Source organism: Pseudomonas mandelii (assembly GCF_006438925.1).
Classification (GTDB): domain Bacteria; phylum Pseudomonadota; class Gammaproteobacteria; order Pseudomonadales; family Pseudomonadaceae; genus Aquipseudomonas; species Aquipseudomonas mandelii_C.
The window spans coordinates 1-21,057 of sequence record NZ_RCZA01000031.1 but is presented as its reverse complement, the minus strand read 5'-3'; the positions used below and the strand labels follow the sequence as shown (position 1 = coordinate 21,057).

Genomic DNA, 21,057 nt, shown 5'->3' with positions numbered 1-21,057 from the left:
CAGTGGCATTGCCGGGTAGCTATGTTCGGAATAGATAACCGCTGAAAGCATCTAAGCGGGAAACTAGCCTCAAGATGAGATCTCACTGGGACCTTGAGTCCCCTGAAGGGCCGTCGAAGACTACGACGTTGATAGGTTGGGTGTGTAAGCGCTGTGAGGCGTTGAGCTAACCAATACTAATTGCCCGTGAGGCTTGACCATATAACACCCAAGCAATTTGCTGACCTGAAAAGGCACCAGATTGCGGTGTGTGAAGACGATACAAGTCGAAAATTCGAAACGAAACACACAAATCTATYRCATACCCATTCGCTGGAGCGTGATCCGTAAGGAGAACGACCTGGCTACCGAATTTCTTGACGACCATAGAGCATTGGAACCACCTGATCCCATCCCGAACTCAGTAGTGAAACGATGCATCGCCGATGGTAGTGTGGGGTTTCCCCATGTGAGAGTAGGTCATCGTCAAGATTAAATTCCGAAACCCCTATCTGCGTATGCAGGTAGGGGTTTTGTTTTAGTAGAAGTCACCAATTTTGCTGGCACGTTACGGTGTAACGGGCTGGTTACAGAATTTCTTGACGACCATAGAGCATTGGAACCACCTGATCCCATCCCGAACTCAGCAGTGAAACGATGCATCGCCGATGGTAGTGTGGGGTTTCCCCATGTGAGAGTAGGTCATCGTCAAGATTGAATTCCGAAACCCCTGTCTGCTAACGCAGACAGGGGTTTTGTCGTTTTGGAGCAGGAAACGCTTCAAGCGATAATCTACTCGGCAGCCACGGGAATGAAACCTGTTCAACCTGTCTAGTACGCCGTTCGGCGGGAATCTGGTTTGAATACCAGACAATTCAAACAACCCCCTAAGATTTCTCCTCTCTGTGCCGAAAGACTGGTGAGACATGCGCACCAAAGTAGAGCGACCTCAGAAAGTCGTCTGCGCTGTTACATGGAATGTTGCAACCCGGAACGCATCCCCACTTTTTGCATAAGAAGTCCCATGAAATGAATCTCAAATTCAGCCATAAAATCCTTCTGGCCGCCTCCGGCGTCGTGGTGCTGGCTTTTGCGTTGTTCACTTTGTACAACGACTATCTGCAGCGAAACACCATCCGTCAAAACCTCGAATCAAGCGTCCAGCAGGCCGGTGACTTGACCGCCAGCAGCGTGCAGAACTGGGTGAGCGGCCGCGTGCTGGTGCTGGAAAACCTCGCGCAAAACGTCGCCCACCAAGGCGCCAATGCCGACCTCCCGGGGCTGGTCAATCAACCGGCCCTGACCTCGAACTTCCAGTTCACCTACGTGGGCCAGACCAACGGCGTGTTCACTCAGCGCCCGGACGCGAAGATGCCTGACGGTTACGATCCGCGTCAGCGTCCCTGGTACAAACAGGCCGTAGCTGCCGACAAGATCATGCTGACCCCGCCTTACATGGCCGCCGTCGGTGGCCTGGTGGTGACCATCGCCCTGCCGGTGAAAAAGAACGGCGAGTTGCTCGGCGTGGCCGGTGGTGACCTGAGCCTGGACACGCTGGTGAAGATCATTAACTCGGTGGACTTCGGTGGCATCGGTCACGCATTTCTGGTCAGCGCCGACGGTCAGGTGATCGTCAGCCCCGACAAAGACCAGGTGATGAAAAACCTGAAGGACATCTACCCGAACGCCGGTGTGCGCATCGAGAAGGGCAATCAGGAAGTCACCCTGAACAAGCAGGACCGTATCCTTTCGTTCACCCCGGTCAGCGGTTTGCCCAATGCCGAGTGGTACATCGGTCTGTCGATCGACAAGGAAAAGGCCTACGCACCACTCAGCCAGTTCCGCACTTCTGCGCTGATCGCGATGTTCATCGCCGTGACGGCCATTGCCGTTCTGCTGAGCCTGCTGATCAACGTGCTGATGCGTCCACTGACCACCATGGGCCGTGCGATGCGGGACATCGCTCAAGGTGAGGGCGATCTGACCCGACGTCTGGCGGTGGAAAGCAAAGACGAGTTCGGCGAGCTGGGAGGTTCTTTCAATCAGTTCGTGGAGCGAATTCACGCGTCGATTTCCGAAGTGTCGTCGGCAACCCGCCAGGTTCACGACCTGTCGCAACGGGTGATGGCTTCGTCCAACGCCTCGATTGTCGGCTCCGATGAGCAAAGCGCCCGCACCAACAGTGTGGCCGCGGCGATCAACCAGTTGGGCGCCGCCACCCAGGAAATCGCCCGCAATGCCGCCGATGCTTCCCAGCACGCCAGCGGCGCGAGCGAGCAGGCTGATGATGGTCGTCAGGTGGTGGAGAAAACCATTCTGGCGATGACCGAGTTGTCGCAGAAAATCAGCCTGTCCTGCACGCAGATCGAAACCCTGAACGCCAGCACCGACAACATCGGGCACATTCTTGATGTGATCAAAGGCATCTCCCAGCAGACCAACTTGCTCGCGCTCAACGCGGCCATCGAAGCGGCCCGCGCTGGTGAAGCCGGTCGTGGTTTTGCGGTGGTGGCGGACGAGGTGCGTAACCTCGCTCACCGTACTCAGGAATCGGCGGAGGAGATCCACAAGATGATCACCTCGCTGCAGATCGGTTCTCGTGAAGCGGTGACCACGATGAACGCCAGTCAGGTCTCTAGCGAGCAGAGCGTCGAAGTGGCGAACCAGGCCGGTCTGCGTCTGGTCAGCGTGACCCAGCGCATTGGCGAAATCGACGGCATGAATCAGTCGGTGGCCGCGGCGACCGAAGAACAGACGGCGGTCGTGGAAACCCTCAACGTCGACGTTAACCAGATCAACCTGCTGAACCAGCAGAGCGTGGCCAACCTCAATGAAACGTTGAAGGATTGCGATGCGTTGTCCCTGCAGGCGAACCGGTTGAAGCAGTTGGTCGACAGCTTCAAAATCTGATTCAGGTCAGTTGTACCGCGTTATCGTTCTTCGCGAGCAGGCTCGCTCCCACCTTCGACCGTGTTCCGTCTGAAAAAACTCGGTCAACCTGTGGGAGCGAGCCTGCTCGCGAAAGCGGTGTAACGATCACCGCTGAACCAAAGCCTTACACAAACAATTTCAGCACATTGTTCATCGAGTCATCGGCAAAGCCCTGCACGAAATCCGTGAACCCCGCCAATGCCTCCGCGCCGCCCTGTGCGGGTTCGGCGATGATGGTCCAGGTCGCTCGGGATTTTCCCGTGCCCAGCGGTTCAACACTCATTGCCGCCCACAAATTGGCCACGCCCAATGTGTTGTAAATCGTAGTCCAGGTCATGTTCAGCGCCTGGTCATCCCGGGAGTTGAGTTGCTCGACTACCAGGTTGCCGTCCTTGAAGAATTTCTTGCGTAGGGACGACATGCCTTCGCCGGTCATCTCGATGTGCGACAGCGCCGGAATGAATTGATCGAAGCCGGCAAAGTTGCCGACCACCGCCCAGACCTGCGCGGCATTCGCCGGCACTTCCACTGAAGACACAACGTGGCAGCCTTGAGGGTTTTTGATCAGGGTATCGGGTTGCAGAGTGCTCATGGTCTTGCTCCATTTTTGGGGTTGGGTTGAATCAGATGAAGTTGATTTCTTTGAGGTAGTCGCAGCCGCGACGTAGCAGCGCCGGGGATTTTTCCGGGTAATGCGCGCCCATCTGCCGCACGCCCGCCTGGGCGTTGGCGTGGCCGATCATTGAGATGTCGCCGATGTCTTCCTCGAAGCCGTTGAGGTAGAAACCGAGCACGCCGAACAACGCGTTGTCGCTGTCGACCCGACCCAGTTGTTGCTGCCAGTCGGCGACGCTGACCATGGAAAACTCCCGACCCGCCTCACGGAATGACGCGACGTAGTTGTCCCAGCTCAGAGGTTCGGGGTTGTGCAGGTTGAACACCGCTTTTTCGGGTGAATAACGGCTGGCATGGAAGGCGATGAACCGGGCGAGAAAGTCCACCGGCATCAGGTCGAAGTTCAGCGCGAACTCCGGAACCTGGCCGAGCTGGATCGAGCCTTTGAGCATCAGCATCAGGCGATTCTTGTGAGGCTGGCAGACACCGGTGAGGCTGTTGAAACTGATGTTTCCGGGGCGATAAAGATTGACTCGTACGCCACGTTCGCGAGCCCGTTCGAGGATCCGCTCACCGACCCATTTGGACAGGTTGTAGCCGTTCTTGATGTAGATCGGTGGGGTTTGCGCGGCGGGCAATTCCAACACCCGGCCATCGGCGGCAATCGTGCTGGAAGCCGAGAGCGTCGAGACGAAATTGAAGATCTTTTTGCTGCGCCCTTCGCACAACCGAAGACACTCGAAAATCGGTTCGACGTTGTCCCGCGCCAGCGACTCGTAATCGAGTACATGATTGACGTTGGCGGCGTTGTGCACCAACGCGCCGAACTGCCGATCCAGTCGCTCGTAAACATCCGCTTCGAGCCCCAATGACGGACGCGTAATGTCCGCCGCATAGACCCGCACCCGGCTCAGGTCCAGATGCTCCAGACGGTTTTCTCGTAACGCATGGGCAAACCGCTCGGCTGCCGATTGCCCACCGCCGTCGCGCACCAGGCAGGCGACTTCGCTGGCGCCCCAGGCGAGCAATGCTTCAACGATGTGCACGCCGACAAAGCTGTTGGCGCCGGTAACGATTACCTTGTGAACATCGCCCATGCGGTTGACTGGCAACGGCTGGATATCCAGTTCGCGGAAGGCATCGGCCAAGGCCTTTTCACTCAACACTTCTTCGGTGCCGGAGCCGCGCACCAAGGTCGCCAACTTGGCGATGGTCGGCAATTCGATGAAGCGGTTGATCGAGATGCTGCGACCAAATTCTTCACGCAAACGTAAAAGCATGCGCGACAGCAGGATCGAGTGGCCACCCAGATTGAAGAAACTTTCGTCGGTGGAAATATCGCTGGCCGGCAGCTCCAGTAGCTCAGCCCAGATCTCCAGCAGCAGCGCCTCGTCGGCACTGACGGGCAAGCGCCGCAGCGTGTTTTCGGACACATTCACGGGCATTGCCAGCAGCGCCTTGCGGTCGACCTTGCCGTTACTGGCGAATGGCATGCTCGGCAGTTCGGTCCAGGCGGTGGGTTGCATGTAATCCGGTAAAAACTGCGTCGCATGAGCCTTCAGCGCTTCGCGCGCGGTGCCGGTTTGATCCTCCTGAGGCTGCGCGAGGAAGGCCAGAATCCGGCGCTGGCTGTCGATGACCACTGCCACTTGGCGGTACAACTGACTGTCGCGCAGGCAGCGTTCGATCTCTTCCGGCTCGACCCGGAAGCCGCGAATCTTCACCTGATTGTCCCGCCGCCCGCACAGCTCGATGCCGTCGCGAGTCCACTTCGCCATGTCGCCGGTGCGGTAGGCGCGCAGGCTTTGGCCATTCGGCAGACTCAGGTTCAGATAACGTTCGGCGGTCTGCTGCGGGTTGTTCAGGTAGCCCAGGCACACACCTGGCCCGACGATGTACAACTCACCGACGGTTTGCTCGGCCACCGGTTGAAAATCCTCATCGAGAATCAGCACCTGACTGTTAGCAATAGGCGCGCCGAGGGTGCGGTTGCTGTCGCCGGTGCGCAGTTGGCGCGCGGTAATCAGCACCGTCGCTTCGGTCGGGCCATAGAGGTTGTAGAGGTTGCCCTGACGGGTGAGCTGCTCGATGACGTAGGGTTCGCAGACATCGCCGCCGGTCATCACGTGATCGAGGCAGTGCAATTGATCCAGCGGCAGGATGCTCAACAACGCCGGTGGCAAAAAGGCGTGGCTCAGTTGTTGATGGCGGATCAGCTCGACCAGTTGCAACGGATCGCGGCGCTGATCGTCGTCGGGCACGATCAGTTCGGCGCCCTGGAGCAGGGTCGGGAAGATATCGATCAGCGACGAGTCGAAACTCAACGACGAAAATTGCAGTACCCGGCTCTGTTCGGTCAGTTGCACATAGTCGGCGTACCACGCGGTGAAGTGCGCGAGGTTGGCCTGGCTGAGCAACACGCCTTTGGGATGGCCGGTGGTGCCCGAGGTGTAGAGCGCCATGCACGGCGCATCTGGATCGGGTCGTTGGCGCATCAAGGGTTGATCGAGATCCACGTCACCGATGTCGATGCGGCTGATGTCGAGTCCCGGCATTTGCGCCGCGAGCGGGTGCTCACCGTCATGCAGCAGCAACACTGCCCCGGCGTTTTCCAGGATGTACTGCTGGCGTTGCAGGGGATGGCTCGGCTCCAGCGGCAAATACACCGCGCCACTGCCAAGAATCGCCAGAATCCCCGCATACAACGCGCTGCATTTTGGCAGGCAGATCCCGATCACCAACGGCCCGTGATGCTGAGCGAGCAATGGCTGCAAACGCTGCTGGATGGCGCGGCTGTGGGCGTGCAAATGCCGATAGCTCAGCGGCGTGCCGGCAATGTTCAGCGCGGGTCGTTCGGCACACTGGATGAAGCGTTGCTCAAGGCGCTCAATCATCGGTATTTGGCTGAGTTCCAGCAGCGCGGGTGCTTCCGTGAGGTTGAGTCGATGGAAAAACGCCAGGTTCTCCAAATAGAGCAGGTTTTCCACGCTCTCGAAGCAAGCGGGAGCAGCAGGGTCGGCCAGCAGAAAATAGTCGGCATCGCGAGAGAAACGACTGACCAGCAGCGCCACGTGATCGACCAGTTCTGCCACTGCCCGCAGGCGCAATGCCTGGCCGTTGCCCGAAGGTTCGTCGGTGATCGGCACGCGAGTGAACAGTTTCGAACCGTAGGTGCACAGCAAGTCCTGCGGCGGCAGGCCAGAAACTCCAGGCACACCGATACCCAGTTGCAGCGTCAATCGCGGCGTATTGCCGACGTCTTGAACAGGCAGGCTGGCGTCGTCGATCAGCAAATCAGCGTTACCCGACGGTTGCTCGTCGACGGCCGTCAGCCGCACCAATGAGTGACCGTGTTGTTCAAGTTCCAGCGCCAGGTCGGTCAGGGCCTGGCTTTGTCCAATGAGCAGAATGTCGAGACGTCTCATGATGGGCTCCTCGTTAAACCAGGTAATCGCTGAGGGCGTCTTGCACGCACGGCGAATCGAGCAGCGAACTGCTGCGGAAAAACCGCACGATGTTGGCGACCAGCGGATGATGGCGATTGATCGGGAACGCCAGCCCCGACACTTCGCTCTTGAGGGCGTGGCGTGCGGTATCGCTGATCTGCAAGGATTCGATCAGGCGGAAGTCGAACGACTTCTGGATGTCGTTGGTCAGGTAATGGCCGATGAACACCGGCAGGATGTGCGCTATGCATCGGCGGTCGTCTTCACTCGCGGTGTGCCAGTAGATGCGCACCAGCCGCGCCCAGAACCCGGAGTGGCGGCCCTCGTCGAGCAAGTGATCGGCCATCAGGCCCTTGATCGACTGCTTGACCGTATCGTCCTTGGCGAACGCCGCGACATCGCCGGTCACGGTGTTCTCGGCGATGGCCACGCAGATCAATTCCACGGCGCTGCGCAGGTGTTCCGGCGCAAGCGCCACGGCGGCGGGAATGGCTCTGCTGAGTTCGATTTCATCCGGCAGTTCGATGGGCGTGACGCCGGTCATGGCGACGGTCTGCTGCATGAAATCCATTGCCACCAGCGCGTGGTAATCCTCGTCCACCACCACGGTCATGGCGTCGTAGCGGCAGGCGAACGGGAAGGCCACGGCGAAGCGATTCTTGGCGATGCTGCGGGCGGTCTTGTCGACGATTTCGGTTTCGAAAATCACCACGTCGTTGATGAATTTGTAGAGCGTCTGCACCAGCGCAAAGTCGCGCTGTTCCGGGCATTCGCGCAGGAAGGTTTCGCTCAGCACCAACGGTTGGCGGCTCAACGGGTAGATCAACTTGTCGTCGTTCTCCAGCACACGCCGGGGGCGGGTACGGATGGTCGCGCGGCTTTCCCAGGCGTCGGCGAAGGATTGGTAGTCGGCGGCGTTCATGCGTTCACCTCGGCAACCGGTTCGCTCATGCTCAGGCGCAGGCCATCCCACAGGGCGATGCGGCTTTCCACGGCGGCGATGGCGCTGGCGTAGACGTCTTCTTCGCGTTGCGGATCGCCATCGACCAGCCGGGCGAGGAGCCTTTCCGCCGCCGGGCCGTGGTCTTCGGAGTCGACTTCGATGTGGCGCTCAAGGTAGTAGCGAAAGGTCGGCGCTTGATCCAGACCAATGCCCCAATCATCGAGGATCCGCTGAAACATCTGCGGAATGACACTTTCCCGGCCATGCAGGAACACCGCCGCAACGCTATGCCCAGGCGCATGCAGCGCGGTGTGCAAGGTATGGCGCACGAACTGCGCTGCCGCCGGATCGACGTCCACGCTTTGAAGTGCCACGTCGTAACTCACGCCTTCTTTTTGCAGCGCGACGAAGCGTTCGACCGCCGCCGTGCTGGCGCCAACTTCGCGCATCGCATCCAGGTACAACTCGAAATGGCTGTAGTGACCGTGAGCCGGACGATCATCGGACTCCTCGCCCAGCACGATCTCGTTGATCAAACGCGCCGCCTGCGGATCTCGCGGGGGCAGCCAGGGCAACTGGACGCAGGTCAGTTCCTGTTGCAGGCGTTTGGTCAGTGACATGAAATCCCATACCGCAAACACATGGGTTTCCATGAAACGTTGCAATACCGACAGTGAGTTGATTTCGGAAAAGATCGGATGAGCGCTAAGTTCTGCTTTCTTCTGGTTGAGACGGTCTTTAGTCGATTTCATGGGCGAGCCTATAAGTGAACTTGATATACCGTTGGGTTTTGTAAGCGATCGTTAGTTAAAGCTTTCTGTTGGCAAACGGATGCCTCAAGCGAATTGATATGGGTAAGTTTCAATGCGTCGTTAAGTGACGGCCTAGCGCCAGTATTCAAGGCGGCGGAGAAAAACTAATACACGAATAAAGTGTCGGGCAAGTTATTTTTATATTATTTTAAAGTTTAACTTTCTCGTGCGCGACAAGTTCCAATAAAACTTTTAAATTGAGTTTCATTTGGATGTAGTTACTCCTTCCGGCTTATATAAGTCAGAATTAAAATAAAGAGTGAATGCCTCACTCGAAGCAACTTTCTAACTGAGTCGTTGAAGTGAATTGAGGGGGCGGAAGTTGACTGGGATCAACGTCGGTTCTTCCTTTCCCGTGGCAAGACTCCTTCCGTAAGTTCTTGGTGCGGAGACTGCTCCGCTCATGCGGTGCGTCGCCCGTTCATTATTTGTTGGCAGCCCAAGAGTGAGCGTAATTCAAGGCAGCCGCTATCACCGACGCATCATCTGATCGGTTCAATGAAGGGGCTTGAGGGTGGAAGGGCTTTGCAGGGAGGCGTGGCGTCGCTACACCGGTGCGGCATGTGCGAAGGAGGATTTGTAAGCAGATTGTTCGTCGAGCAATCCTCGATGAGAATCGCTCGACTTCACGGCAAGCGAAGGATGCTGTTCGATCCGCTCGCTCAGGCCTGCCGCTATGATTTATCTGGAGGTTTTTTTGCTCTGGGCCTCAGGGTTGTTGAGGTAGCGTGTGATGACCTCGACGCCCCGGTTGAGGTGATGTTCGAGCAACTTCACCGCGCGTTCGACGTCCCGGTCTTCGACGGCCAGCAACAGTGCCCGGTGATCTTCCTGGGACAGTTTGCCCAGGCCCATGGCTTGCAGATTGAAGCGCAGGAAGCGCTCCTCTTCGTTCAGTCCGTCTTCCACCAGCCTCAACAGCCGTTGGTTCGGCGCCTTGCAGTACAGCGACATGTGGAAAAGCCGATTGAGCCGGCCGATTTCGGTGTAGTTGTTTTCCGTTTCCAGTTCGTCGATGTAGCGGGCAGCCTGTTCGAGATCCTCATTAACCAGTAACGGGATCGACAGGCGCAACGCTTCGGATTCCAGCAGGATCCGCAGCGCGTAGGTTTCCACGGCATCACCCTGAACCAGCGGTGCGACCACAGCACCTTTATGGGCGATGACGTTGAGCAGCGCCTGGGCCTCAAGCTGGCGCAAGGCTTCGCGCACCGGCATGCGGCTGACACCGAAAAGATCGGCCAAATCTTGCTGACGCAGGGCGGTGCCGCAGGGAATGCGACCGTCGAGAATGGCCGAACGCAGAGTTTCTTCGATCACCGAGCGTGCCAGGTGAGCGGGAATTGGCCCGTTGACCTTGATACTGTTCAGCGGATTGAGCTTCTGTGGCACAACAACGCACCCTGTTTGATTGAAATTGATTTGGATCCAAGAGGACACTAGTGACTGCCTGACAGGTTGTCAAACGGACAAAAAATCGCAGCCTGACGTGGCCATGAAAGTTTTAATGACACCTGTCATACCAAGTCTAGCGCGCCACCAGTGATCTCACCGTGCCATTGTCTTTTACCGGGCTAACCTGCACCATCGACCGATTTCCACTTGCCTGATCTGGATGCCTCGCATTGGCGGTACGTTTCGCGATCCCTCGGACTTTGCGCTGGCTGTACTGCGCGTTGCTGCTGGCCGGCGTTATGCTGGGCGGACTGCATGCCGATTGGGATTTTTCGCTGATCAGCCGTCGCGCGCAGGCATTGTACGGACCATTGGGCGAAGGGCAGCCACGCATTGACGCCTGGCAGCACTTATTGGCCACGCAAAAGCAAGTTGGCGAGCTCGAACAGCTTAAAGTGGTCAACCAGTTCTTCAACAAGCAGATGCGTTACGAGGAAGACATCGACCTGTGGCACGAGGTCGATTATTGGGAGACACCCGTCGAGGCCCTGTGGAAGGGTGCCGGCGATTGCGAAGATTACGCAATCGCCAAGTATTTCAGCCTGCGTCATCTCGGTGTTGCCAGTGACAAGCTGCGCATCACTTACGTCAAGGCCTTGCGCCTGAATCGGGCGCACATGGTGTTGACCTACTACTCAAGCCCCGAGGCCATGCCGCTGGTACTCGACAGCCTGATTGATGCGATCCAACCGGCCAGCCAACGAACCGATTTGCTGCCGGTCTACTCTTTTAATGCCGAAGGGTTGTGGTTGCCGGGCGCCAAGGGCAACAAGAAAGTCGGTGACACCAAACGCCTGTCTCGTTGGCAGGATGTGTTGAAGAAAATGCAGGCCGAAGGTTTCCCGGTCGAGACGACTAACTAGGAGCACGCGCTCAGATGTCCTTGTTCAAACAGCTGTTGATCGCTATCTGTCTGTTCCTGGTGATCGCCTTCACCGGTAGCTTCGTGGTCAGCCTGGAAAGCTCGCGCACCCAATACGTCAACCAGCTGCGCTCCCACGCTCAGGACGCCGCGACGGCATTGGCGCTGTCCCTGACGCCGAACATCGACGACCCGGCGATGGTCGAGTTGCTGGTCAGTTCGATCTTCGACAGCGGTTATTACGCGAGCATCCGCGTGGTCGACCTCAAGTCCGATCAAACCATCGTCGAGCGCAGCGGCATTCCAGCGGTGAACAACGTGCCGGACTGGTTCGTCAAAATGATCGGGCTGGAAGCGGCCGGTGGTGATGCCCTCGTCAGCCGTGGCTGGGAGCAGGCGGCGCGGGTCGAGGTGGTCAGCCATCCGATGTTCGCGTTGGCCAAACTCTGGCAGAGCGCGCTGGGCAGTCTTGGCTGGTTGCTGATCTGCGGTGCGGTGAGCGCGGTGCTGGGTGCGCTGTTGTTGCGCCGGCAACTGAAGCCGCTGGATTACATGGTCAAGCAATCCCACGCCATCGCTCGCCGCGAATTCCTCAGCCTGCCGCAACTGCCGCGCACGCCGGAACTGCGGCGTGTCGTGCAGGCCATGAACCAGATGGTCGAGAAGCTCAAAGCGCTGTTCCAGGAACAGGCCGAACGCAGTGAAAAACTGCGGGCCGAGTCCTATCAGGACAACCTGACGGGGCTGGCCAACCGTCGTTATTTCGAGATGCAATTGAACGCCCGAGTGAGCAATCCGGAGCAGGCGAGTTCCGGTTATTTGCTGCTATTACGGGTCAGGGATCTGGCCGGGTTGAACCAGCGGTTGGGCGGTCAACGCACTGACCAGTTGTTGAAAGCGGTTGGCGAGCAGTTGTCCCGAGAGTGCGCCAAATACCCGGAAACCCTGAACCTCGTGACGCGGATTCGCGGCGGTGAGTTCGCCGTGCTGGCGCCGGGACTGGTGCGCGAAGAAGCGCTGCAACTGGCGCAGAACCTCGACAGTGCCTTGGGGAGCCTGCACGCGACGGGCGCCACCGACGTGGCCTCGGTGGCCTCGATCGGGCTGGCGCCGTTTGTGTATGGCGACTCCCCACAAGCGGTGCTCGGGCTGGGCGATCAGGCGTTGGCTCAGGCGGAAGGCCAGGGCGATTCGAGCTGGGCTTGCCTGGATCACAGCGCGTCGGCCAGCGTCGGCGACGACCATCATGCTTGGCACAACTTACTGGAACAGGCGTTGAGCCAGAAGCGTTTCAAGCTGTATTTCCAGCCGGTGGTGGCCGCCCAGGACACGCAACTGGTGCTGCATTACAAGGTGCTGTCACGTTTGATCGACGACGAGGGCCAGACCATTCCCGCCGGGCGCTTCCTGCCGTGGCTCGAGCGCTTTGGCTGGACCGCGCGGTTGGACCGTCTGATGTTAGAGCTGGTGCTTGAGCAGATGGCTGACCATGAAGAGTCGCTGGCGCTGAACCTGTCTTCGGCGACGTTGGCCGACCCACAGGCGTTGAATAAAGTCTTCGAAATCCTGCGTCAGCATTCGGATCTCGGGGAGCGATTGACCCTGGAAATCGGTGAGGAGCAGTTGCCGGAGCAAGCCGTGCTGGAAGAGCTGACGCGACGTCTGCACGAACTCGGGTTCTCCCTGAGTCTGCAACGCTTTGGCGGGCGCTTCAGCATGATCGGCAACCTGGCGCGGCTTGGGTTGGCGTATCTGAAGATCGATGGCAGTTACATCCGGGCGATTGATCAGGAGAGCGACAAGCGCCTGTTCATCGAGGCGATTCAGCGGGCGGCCCACAGCATCGATTTGCCGTTGATTGCCGAGCGTGTCGAGACGGAGGGGGAGTTGATGGTGATTCGTGAGATGGGCTTGTATGGGGTTCAGGGGCAGTTGTTTGGTGAGCCGAAGCCTTGGCAGTAATGCGTCGTCAGTGATTCTGCCTTCGCGAGCGGGCTCGCTCCCACATGAGATCTTCAGTGAACACAACATATGTGAACAGCCGAGAATCAATGTGGGAGCGAGCCTGCTCGCGAAGGGGCCAGCACAGACACCGACAATGGCGGGGTCTTAGATCAACCCCGTCTCATCATCATCGATCAATTGACTCAAACCACCCAACGCTTCACGGGCCTGAGTCCGGTCCATCAGCTTGGCTTGTGCGGCCGGCGGCAGGTCGGTGACGCGGATCACGCCTTTGCTGGTCAGCACCTGGATCAAGTCGTCGAGTACCCGGATCATTTCCAGGTCGCTCTGCTTGAGCTGTTTGAGGCTGGTTTCCACTACTTCATTGGCATACCAGGCCTGGATTTCATGGTGGTCGGCCGGCAGTGTTTCCGTGGCCTCGGCGTAGGCCGTGGCTTCCACGCGCACTAACTGACCTTGCGCATCGCGTTGCACGTAGAACATTGAACATCCCTCGGAAATGGACCAGCGTCATGCTGTCAGCAGCATAGGCCAACTGGACGCGAGTATGCGGTTCGGCGACGAAATCGTCACCGGGGTGTTGGGCGCAAACGTGACGGCCGCCCCATAAGGGCGGCCGTTTTTCGTTGGATCAGGTGTTGTTGTGATCGATTTTGATGGTCGGGTCACTGCCGGCAATCAACGAGTTGATGTTGGCGCTGGACCAGTTGTTGCCTTCCAGTTTGATCGTCACATCGGGTTGCGCCGCTGCGCCGTCAGCGCCGTTGAACTTGCCGGCAGAGCTGACTTGCAGGGACGAAACGCCGTCCACGGTGGTGATCTTCAAGAAGTTGTCGATGGTGCTACCGGTTTCGCCCTGCAGCAGATCGCGCAAGTCGATGCGGTCACCCTCGCTGGCCTTGAAGTCCTTGATCACGTCGTTGCCAGTGTCGCCAGCTTTCCAGACAAAGGTGTCGGCGCCCGAGCCGCCGATCAGAATATCGTTGCCCTGACCACCCATCAGCGAGTCGTTACCGCTGCCACCGAGCAGGATGTCATTGCCCTTGCCGGCGTCGAGAAGGTCGTTGCCACCCTGGCCGAAGAGAATGTCATTGCCGGCACCGCCCAGCAGCGAGTCATTACCGTCATGCGCCCCGGACACATCGAACGCGGTGTAGTGCTCGGTGATGAACTGGTGCACGTTGCTGGTGGTGACTTTGCTGACCTCTACGCCGGTTTGCTGGGCGACGAACGCCTGCATCGCCTGATAACCCTCACCGGCAATGCCGTTGAAGCTCACCAGGTCGCCGAACAGGATGTCGTTGCCGTCACCGCCATTGACCGTGTCGGAACCTGGTTGCGTCGCTTCGGTGTGACCGATGATCGAGTTGGCCAAGTTACTCGGATCAATGTTGGTTTGCGGCGTATGGTCCGAGTCGTACGGTCTCAGGTCGGCAAGGGTGACGCCCTTGTTCAGACCAATGGCTTCAACGTTGGACACATTGCTCAGCAGCGCGAAGCTGGAGGTGGAGTTGTCGACGATGGTCTGTGTACTGCCGCTGTCCGTCAGGGACAACTCGTAAGTACCATCGCCCTGCGCGTGAACGGTACCCACGTCACTGGCTTTCCAGTTCTTGGAGCCGTTTAAGGTGTACAGCGTCGCATACCCGTCACTGTCGATGGTCAGTTTGTGAGTACTGTCGATTGTCGTGGAGAAGGTATCTCCCGGCTTGTAATTGCTGGTTTTCACCACGTCATCGAGCTTCACGTTGCCGTACAGCGTCGGGTTGGTCTGTTCGCCACTCTGGTAGTAGTTCGGCTGGCCGTCGGTGATGAAGTACGTGAGGTTCTTCGCCCCGGTGTTGGCCACGGCGTCAGCGCTCTGGAACCAATTGGCCGTGGTTTTGAATACATCTTCGTAGTTGGTCACACCGCCGGACGACATCGAGTCCAGTACCGATTTGAGCGCGGTCAGGGCGTTCGGATCGTTCAGGTTGACCGATACCGACTTGTTGACCTGGGTATCGAAGTCCACCAGGAAGATGTTCACGGTGCCCGAATTGCCGCCCATGCTCTGCTTGAGGGTGTTGAACACCGAGGTCAGCGAGTCCTTGGCTGAGTTGATCGACGACGCGCTCATGCTGCCCGAGCTGTCGACCATGAACGCGATGTTGTAGTTGGTGCCCGGCACCACGGTCAGCCCGCCGATGTCGGCGACCATGATGTCGTTGCCGTCGGTGCCGGTGATGGTGTCGTCAGCCGCCGTGGCGGTGACGGCGTTGTAGACCGCCGGATTAATCGTGATCGGAATCTGTATCGAACTGGTGGCCGAATCACCCTGGCTTTCGGTCGAGACTGCCGTAACTGTCAGCGTGTTGGTACCGGTGGCGTACGGTGCCGGGGTGTAGCTCAACTTGCTCACATCCCACCCGCTGAGGTTGACGACAGCGTTACCGGTCGTGCCCGTGAAGGTGTGCGTGCCGTCGGTCAGGGTCGCACCTGCCGGGATGCCGCCGATCGTGGTGATGGTCTGGGTTTCAGAGCCATCAGTATCCGGCGACGTTACCTTCAAGCCCAACGCAATGCTGCTGTTCTCGGCCACCTGAGTAGTGGTGGCGGTCACGATCGGCGCATCTGCGACCGCGGTCACATTGATATCCAGGGTGGTGTTTGAACCGGTGCTGGTGGTGTAGGTCACAGTCGGAACCTGGCCGCTCCAATTGCTGGCCGGGGTGAAGGTGTAAGCCCCGTTCGCCGCAAGCACCAAGGTGCCCATGTTGGCGATGGTCGCCGTGGCACCTGCTGCGTACTCGGTGCCACCCACCGTGAACTTGGCCACGCTCAGGACGTTATCCACATCGCGGTCGTTAGTCAGTACGTTACCGGTGGCGATCTTGTCCTCGAGGACTGTGTTGATGTCGGCAGTCAGCACACTCGGGTCATCGACCGGGGTGACGCTGATGTTCAGGGTCGAGGTGACATTGCTGCCCGAACCGTCGGTGACGGTGTAGCTGACCGTCGGAACCGTGCCGTTGTAGTTGGCCGTCGGCGTGAAGGTGTAAGCCCCGTTCGCCGCAAGCACCAAGGTGCCGACGTTGGCGATGGTCGCCGTAGCGCCCGCCGCGTAAGTGGTCTCACCGACGGTGAAGTTGAGCACACTGACCGGGCCATCAACGCTGCTGGTGCCGGCGAGGACGCTGCCGGTTACTGGGGCGTCTTCGCTGGTGGTCACGGTTTCGCTGATGTCGGTGAAGTTGTCGTTCACCGGGGTAACGCTGATGTTCAGGGTCGAAGTGACGTCAGTACCGGAGCCGTCGGTGACGGTGTAGCTGACCGTTGGCACGCTGCCGTTGTAGTTGGCGGTCGGCGTGAAGGTGTACGCACCGTTCGCCCCGATGACCAGGGTGCCGACGTTGGCGATGGTCGCCGTGGCGCCCGCCGCGTAAGTGGTCTCACCGACGGTGAAGTTGAGCACGCTGACCGGACCGTCGACGCTGCTGGTGCCGGCGAGGACGCTGCCGGTTACTGGGGCGTCTTCGCTGGTGGTCACGGTTTCGCTGATGTCGGTGAAGTTGTCGTTCACCGGGGTAACGCTGATGTTCAGGGTCGAAGTGACGTCGGAACCGGAGCCGTCGGTGACGGTGTAGCTGACCGTTGGCACGCTGCCATTGTAGTTGGCCGTCGGCGTGAAGGTGTACGCACCGTTCGCCCCGATGACCAGGGTGCCGACGTTGGCGATGGTCGCCGTGGCGCCTGCCGCATAAGTGGTCGCACCGACGCTGAAGTTGAGCACGCTGACCGGGCCGTCGACGCTGCTGGTGCCGGCGAGGACGCTGCCGGTTACTGGGGTGTCTTCGTTGACCGTCACGGTTTCGCTGATGTCGGTGAAGTTGTCGTTCACCGGGGTAACGCTGATGTTCAGGGTCGAAGTGACGTCAGTACCGGAGCCGTCGGTGACGGTGTAGCTGATGCTCGGCACGCTGCCGTTGTAGTTGGCGGTCGGAGTAAAGGTGTAAGCCCCGTTCGCCCCGATGACCAGGGTGCCGACGTTGGCGATGGTCGCCGTGGCGCCTGCCGCATAAGTGGTCGCACCGACGCTGAAGTTGAGCACGCTGACCGGGCCGTCGACGCTGCTGGTGCCGGCGAGGACGCTGCCGGTTACTGGGGTGTCTTCGTTGACCGTAACGGTTTCGCTGATGTCGGTGAAGTTGTCGTTCACCGGCGTAACGCTGATGTTCAGGGTCGAAGTGACGTTGCTGCCCGAACCGTCGGTGACGGTGTAGCTGACCGTCGGCACTGTGCCGTTGTAGTTGGCAGTCGGCGTGAAGGTGTACGCACCGTTCGCCCCGATGACCAGCGTGCCAACGTTGGCGATGGTCGCGGTGCTGCCGGCGGTGTAGGTGGTCTCACCGATGGTGAAGTTGACCACGCTGACTGCGCCATCCACGCTGGAAGTACCCGACAGCACGCTGCCGGTGGCCACCGAGTCTTCGTTAACGGTGACGGTTTCGCTGGCGTCGGTGAAGTTGTCATTAACCGGCGCAACACTGATGTTCAGCGTACTGCTCGAGCCGGTGTTGGTGGTGTATGTCACCTGTGGAACGTTGCCATTCCAGTCGGCAGCCGGCTGGAAGGTGTAGTCGCCGTTGCTGGCGATGATCAGCGTTCCGACACCGGTAATGGTCGCGGTCTGGCCCGCCGTGAAGCTGCTGTTGACCCCGGTCACGTTGAAGCTGGTGACGCTCAGGACGTTATCGACATCGCTGTCGTTGCCCAGCACATTACCGGTCGCGTTGTGGTCTTCGTCGACGGTGATCTTGTCCGCCTGCAGCACGCTGGCGTCATCGACGGCACCGACGTGCACCACCAACGGCAGCGAGGTGCTGGCGCTTGGGGCATCGCCGTCTTTGGCGGTGGCCGTGACGGTCAGGGGGATGTCGCCATTGAAGTTCGTCGGCGGTGTCAGCTTGAGCGTGGACAGGTTCCAGCCAGTAATGTCCACCGACGTCGAGCTGTCGGCAGCATCGAAGGTGTGAGTACCGTCGGTGAGTCTGGAACCCGCCGGCAAGCCGTTCAGTGTGAGAGTGAGTGTTTCCGAACCATCGACGTCGTTGGTGTGGGCCTGGATGGTCGACAACAGGATCGCGTGGTCTTCAAGGCCCGAGTTGAGCACATGAGTGACATTGATGTTGTCCAGCAGACCGCCCAGGCTGTTTCTGTCCCCGGCACGGAACTCGAGTTTCTGGTTGCCATCGGCAGTGACCGGAATGTCGAAACTGTAGTGCTGCATGCCGGTGGTCGAAGTGTTCAGGGTGCCAATAAGTTGGCCGCCCCAGTACACATTGATGTGCGAATTCTCCACACCGGCACGCGGTGCATAGTCGAACGACACGTTATAGGTACTGCCGGCCTTGGCATCGATAGTGGTGTAGAGGTTGCTCGCATCGCCGGCGTTGCGCTCCAGTTCAATGACCTGGTTATCGCCGCCGGCACCGTAGACGCTGGCCTTGCCGATTTCGACCATGCCACCGCTGTTGTCAGTGTGCCAAACGCCGTTGCCGAGCTTGCTGACATTGACGTCGCCAACGGCGCCGTTCAGAGCGACTTCCTGGAAGTCGGTCGAGACGACTATACCGCCACCGGTCAGTGACAGGCTTGGGGTATCGGTTACTGGCGCGACGACAATGGTGCCGGTTGCCGAAGACGCGGAGGGCATGCCCTGGTTGTCGGTCGAGTTGTAGGTGAAATGGGTGGTGCCACTCCAGTCGCCGGTGGGCTTGAAGTAAACCGTTGCGCCGTTGGCGGTTGCGGAGATGACGCTGCTGGCGGTCAACGCGATGGTCCCGGCGGCGTCAGCGTAAAACACGCCATTGGCCGGCAGGCTGGTCAGGCTGAAGTGGCCGACGCTGCCATCGACGTCATTGCCGCCGAGTTGCACGGCGATCAATTGATCTTCATTACCAGTGGCCGAGGTGGTACTGACGGTCGGAGCGTCGTTGACCGAGTTGACCGTGATGATCAGCGTGCTGATGGAGTTGGTGTTGGTGGTATAGCTGATCTGCGGAGCGGTGCCATTCCAGTTCGCCGTTGGGGTGAAACTGTAGTCGCCGTTGGCGGCGATAGTCACCGTGCCGACGCCGACGATCGTTGCGACTTGACCGGCGGTGAAGGAACCGGTGACGCCTTGTACGGTAAAGGTCGCGACACTCAGGGTGCTTTCGACATCACTGTCATTAGTCAGCACATTGCCGGTGGCGACGGTGTCTTCGGCGACGGTGTTGCTATCAGCCGTCAGTACGCTCGCGTCATCGACCGGGGTGACGCTGAGGTCCAGGGTGCTGGTCGAACCGGTGTTGGTGGTGTAACTGACTTGCGGCACCACGCCGTTGTAGTTCTCGACCGGGGTGAAGCTGTAGTCGCCGTTGGCGGCAATAGTCACCGTGCCGACGCCGGCGATCGTTGCGACTTGACCGGCGGTGAAGCTGCCAGTCACACCGGCGACGGTGAAGGTCGCAACACTCAGGGTGTTATCGACATCGCTGTCATTGCCCAGCACGTTGCCGGTGGCAACGGTGTCTTCGGCGATGGTTTGGGCATCAGCGGTCAGTACGCTCGCGTCATCGACCGGCGTGACGCTGAGGTCCAGGGTGCTGGTGGCGCCGGTGTTGGTGGTGTAGCTGACTTGCGGCACCGCGCCGTTGTAGTTCTCGACCGGGGTGAAGCTGTAGTCGCCATTGGCGGCGATAGTCACTGTGCCGACGCCGGCGATCGTTGCGACTTGACCCGCAGTAAAGGAACCGGTGACACCGGCGACGGTGAAGCCGGTCACGCTCAGAGTGTTATCCACATCGCTGTCATTAGTCAGCACATTGCCGGTCGCTGTAGCGTCTTCGGCAATGGTTTGGGCGTCGGCGGTCAGCACGCTCGCGTCGTCGACCGGGGTGACGCTCAGGTCCAGGGTGCTGGTGGAACCGGTGTTGGTGGTGTAGCTGACTTGCGGCACGGCGCCGTTGTAGTTCTCGACCGGGGTGAAGCTGTAGTCGCCATTGGCGGCGATAGTCACTGTGCCGACGCCGGCGATCGTTGCGACTTGACCCGCAGTAAAGGAACCGCTCACACCGGCGACGGTGAAGCCGGTCACGCTCAGGGCGTTGTCCACATCGCTGTCATTAGTCAGCACGTTGCCGGTCGCTGTAGCGTCTTCGGCGATAGTTTGGGCGTCGGCGGTCAGCACGCTCGCGTCGTCGACCGGGGTGACGCTCAGGTCCAGGGTGCTGGTGGAACCGGTGTTGGTGGTGTAAGTGACTTGCGGTACCGCGCCGTTGTAGTTCTCGACCGGGGTGAAGCTGTAGTCGCCATTGGCACCGATAGTCAGCGTACCGACATTTTCAATGGTCGCGGTCTGGCCGGCGGTGAAGCTGCCGGTCACACCGGCGACGGTGAAGCCGGTCACGCTCAGAGTGTTATCCACATCGCTGTCATTAGTCAGCACATTGCCGGTGGCCGTGGTGTCTTCGGCGACGGTGTTGCTATCAGCCGTCAGCACGCTCGCGTCRTCGACCGGGGTGACGCTSAGGTCCAGGGTGCTRGTGGMRCCGGTGTTGGTGGTGTAAGAGACTTGCGGCACGGCGCCGTTGTAGTTCTCGACTGGGGTGAAGCTGTAGTCGCCGTTGGCACCGATAGTCAGCGTACCGACATTTTCAATGGTCGCGGTCTGGCCGGCGGTGAAGCTGCCAGTCACACCAGCGACGGTGAAGGTCGCGACACTCAGTGTGTTATCCACATCGCTGTCATTAGTCAGCACGTTGCCGGTGGCCGTGGTGTCTTCGGCGACGGTGTTGCTATCAGCCGTCAGCACGCTCGCGTCGTCGACCGGGGTGACGCTCAGGTCCAGGGTGCTGGTGGCGCCGGTGTTGGTGGTGTAGCTGACTTGCGGCACGGCACCGTTGTAGTTGGTGTCCGGGGTGAAGCTGTAGTCGCCGTTGGCGGCAATAGTTACCGTGCCAACGCCGGCGATCGTTGCGACTTGACCCGCAGTAAAGGAACCGGTGACACCGGCGACGGTGAAGC

Annotated in this window: 10 protein-coding genes and 3 rRNA genes; 6 read left to right on the top strand and 7 right to left on the bottom strand. The window is 59.4% G+C overall.

Annotated features, from left to right (window positions below; translation table 11 throughout):
• From EAH74_RS32755 to EAH74_RS32740, 4 genes are all read left to right on the top strand, one after another.
• Nucleotides 1-201 (top strand): 23S ribosomal RNA (locus EAH74_RS32755); the annotation flags it as partial.
• Between the two features lie 154 nt (nucleotides 202-355).
• A 5S ribosomal RNA gene (gene rrf / locus EAH74_RS32750) occupies nucleotides 356-471 on the top strand.
• A 106-nt stretch (nucleotides 472-577) separates the two neighbouring features.
• A 5S ribosomal RNA gene (rrf, locus tag EAH74_RS32745) occupies nucleotides 578-693 on the top strand.
• Between the two features lie 315 nt (nucleotides 694-1,008).
• Nucleotides 1,009-2,889: a methyl-accepting chemotaxis protein gene (locus tag EAH74_RS32740; protein ID WP_140684538.1), complete on the top strand. Its 1,881-nt coding sequence runs from the start codon at nucleotides 1,009-1,011 to the stop codon at nucleotides 2,887-2,889.
• A 145-nt stretch (nucleotides 2,890-3,034) separates the two neighbouring features.
• On the opposite strand, the gene EAH74_RS32735 is transcribed toward EAH74_RS32740, so the two are convergent.
• From EAH74_RS32735 to EAH74_RS32715, 5 genes are all read right to left on the bottom strand, one after another.
• A complete protein-coding gene (locus EAH74_RS32735) occupies nucleotides 3,035-3,502 on the bottom strand; it encodes an SRPBCC family protein (RefSeq protein WP_140684535.1) in 468 nt (155 codons plus the stop codon).
• Between the two features lie 31 nt (nucleotides 3,503-3,533).
• Nucleotides 3,534-6,950, bottom strand: a complete 3,417-nt coding sequence (locus tag EAH74_RS32730) for a non-ribosomal peptide synthetase (RefSeq protein ID WP_140684533.1) — start codon at nucleotides 6,948-6,950, stop codon at nucleotides 3,534-3,536.
• Nucleotides 6,951-6,963: 13 nt separating this feature from the next.
• Nucleotides 6,964-7,893, bottom strand: coding sequence for a diiron oxygenase (locus EAH74_RS32725; protein ID WP_140684531.1), 930 nt, complete (start codon nucleotides 7,891-7,893; stop codon nucleotides 6,964-6,966).
• Nucleotides 7,890-8,666: a DUF3050 domain-containing protein gene (locus EAH74_RS32720; RefSeq protein WP_140684529.1), complete on the bottom strand. Its 777-nt coding sequence runs from the start codon at nucleotides 8,664-8,666 to the stop codon at nucleotides 7,890-7,892. The genes EAH74_RS32725 and EAH74_RS32720 overlap by 4 nt, the downstream gene beginning before the upstream one ends.
• Before the next feature lie 741 nt (nucleotides 8,667-9,407).
• Nucleotides 9,408-10,118 carry a GntR family transcriptional regulator gene (locus EAH74_RS32715; protein ID WP_140684527.1) on the bottom strand — a complete coding sequence of 237 codons (711 nt, stop codon included), beginning with the start codon at nucleotides 10,116-10,118 and terminating at the stop codon, nucleotides 9,408-9,410.
• A 233-nt stretch (nucleotides 10,119-10,351) separates the two neighbouring features.
• Between EAH74_RS32715 and lapG the strand changes: the two genes are divergently transcribed.
• Together lapG and lapD are read left to right on the top strand one after the other, a co-directional pair.
• Nucleotides 10,352-11,044 (top strand): cysteine protease LapG, encoded by a 693-nt coding sequence (lapG, locus tag EAH74_RS32710; protein WP_140684525.1) that lies wholly within the window; start codon nucleotides 10,352-10,354, stop codon nucleotides 11,042-11,044.
• 14 nt (nucleotides 11,045-11,058) lie between these two features.
• The gene (gene lapD, locus EAH74_RS32705; protein WP_140684523.1) at nucleotides 11,059-13,005 is read left to right on the top strand and encodes a cyclic di-GMP receptor LapD; all 1,947 of its coding nucleotides are present in this window, start codon (nucleotides 11,059-11,061) and stop codon (nucleotides 13,003-13,005) included.
• 147 nt (nucleotides 13,006-13,152) lie between these two features.
• Here lapD and EAH74_RS32700 read toward each other — a convergent pair whose 3' ends face one another.
• Together EAH74_RS32700 and EAH74_RS32695 are read right to left on the bottom strand one after the other, a co-directional pair.
• Entirely contained in the window at nucleotides 13,153-13,491 is a 339-nt protein-coding gene (locus EAH74_RS32700) for a tryptophan synthase subunit beta (RefSeq protein ID WP_123369205.1), read from the bottom strand.
• A 148-nt stretch (nucleotides 13,492-13,639) separates the two neighbouring features.
• On the bottom strand, nucleotides 13,640-21,057 hold a 7,418-nt coding region (locus EAH74_RS32695), incomplete at its 5' end, for a tandem-95 repeat protein (RefSeq protein ID WP_140684521.1).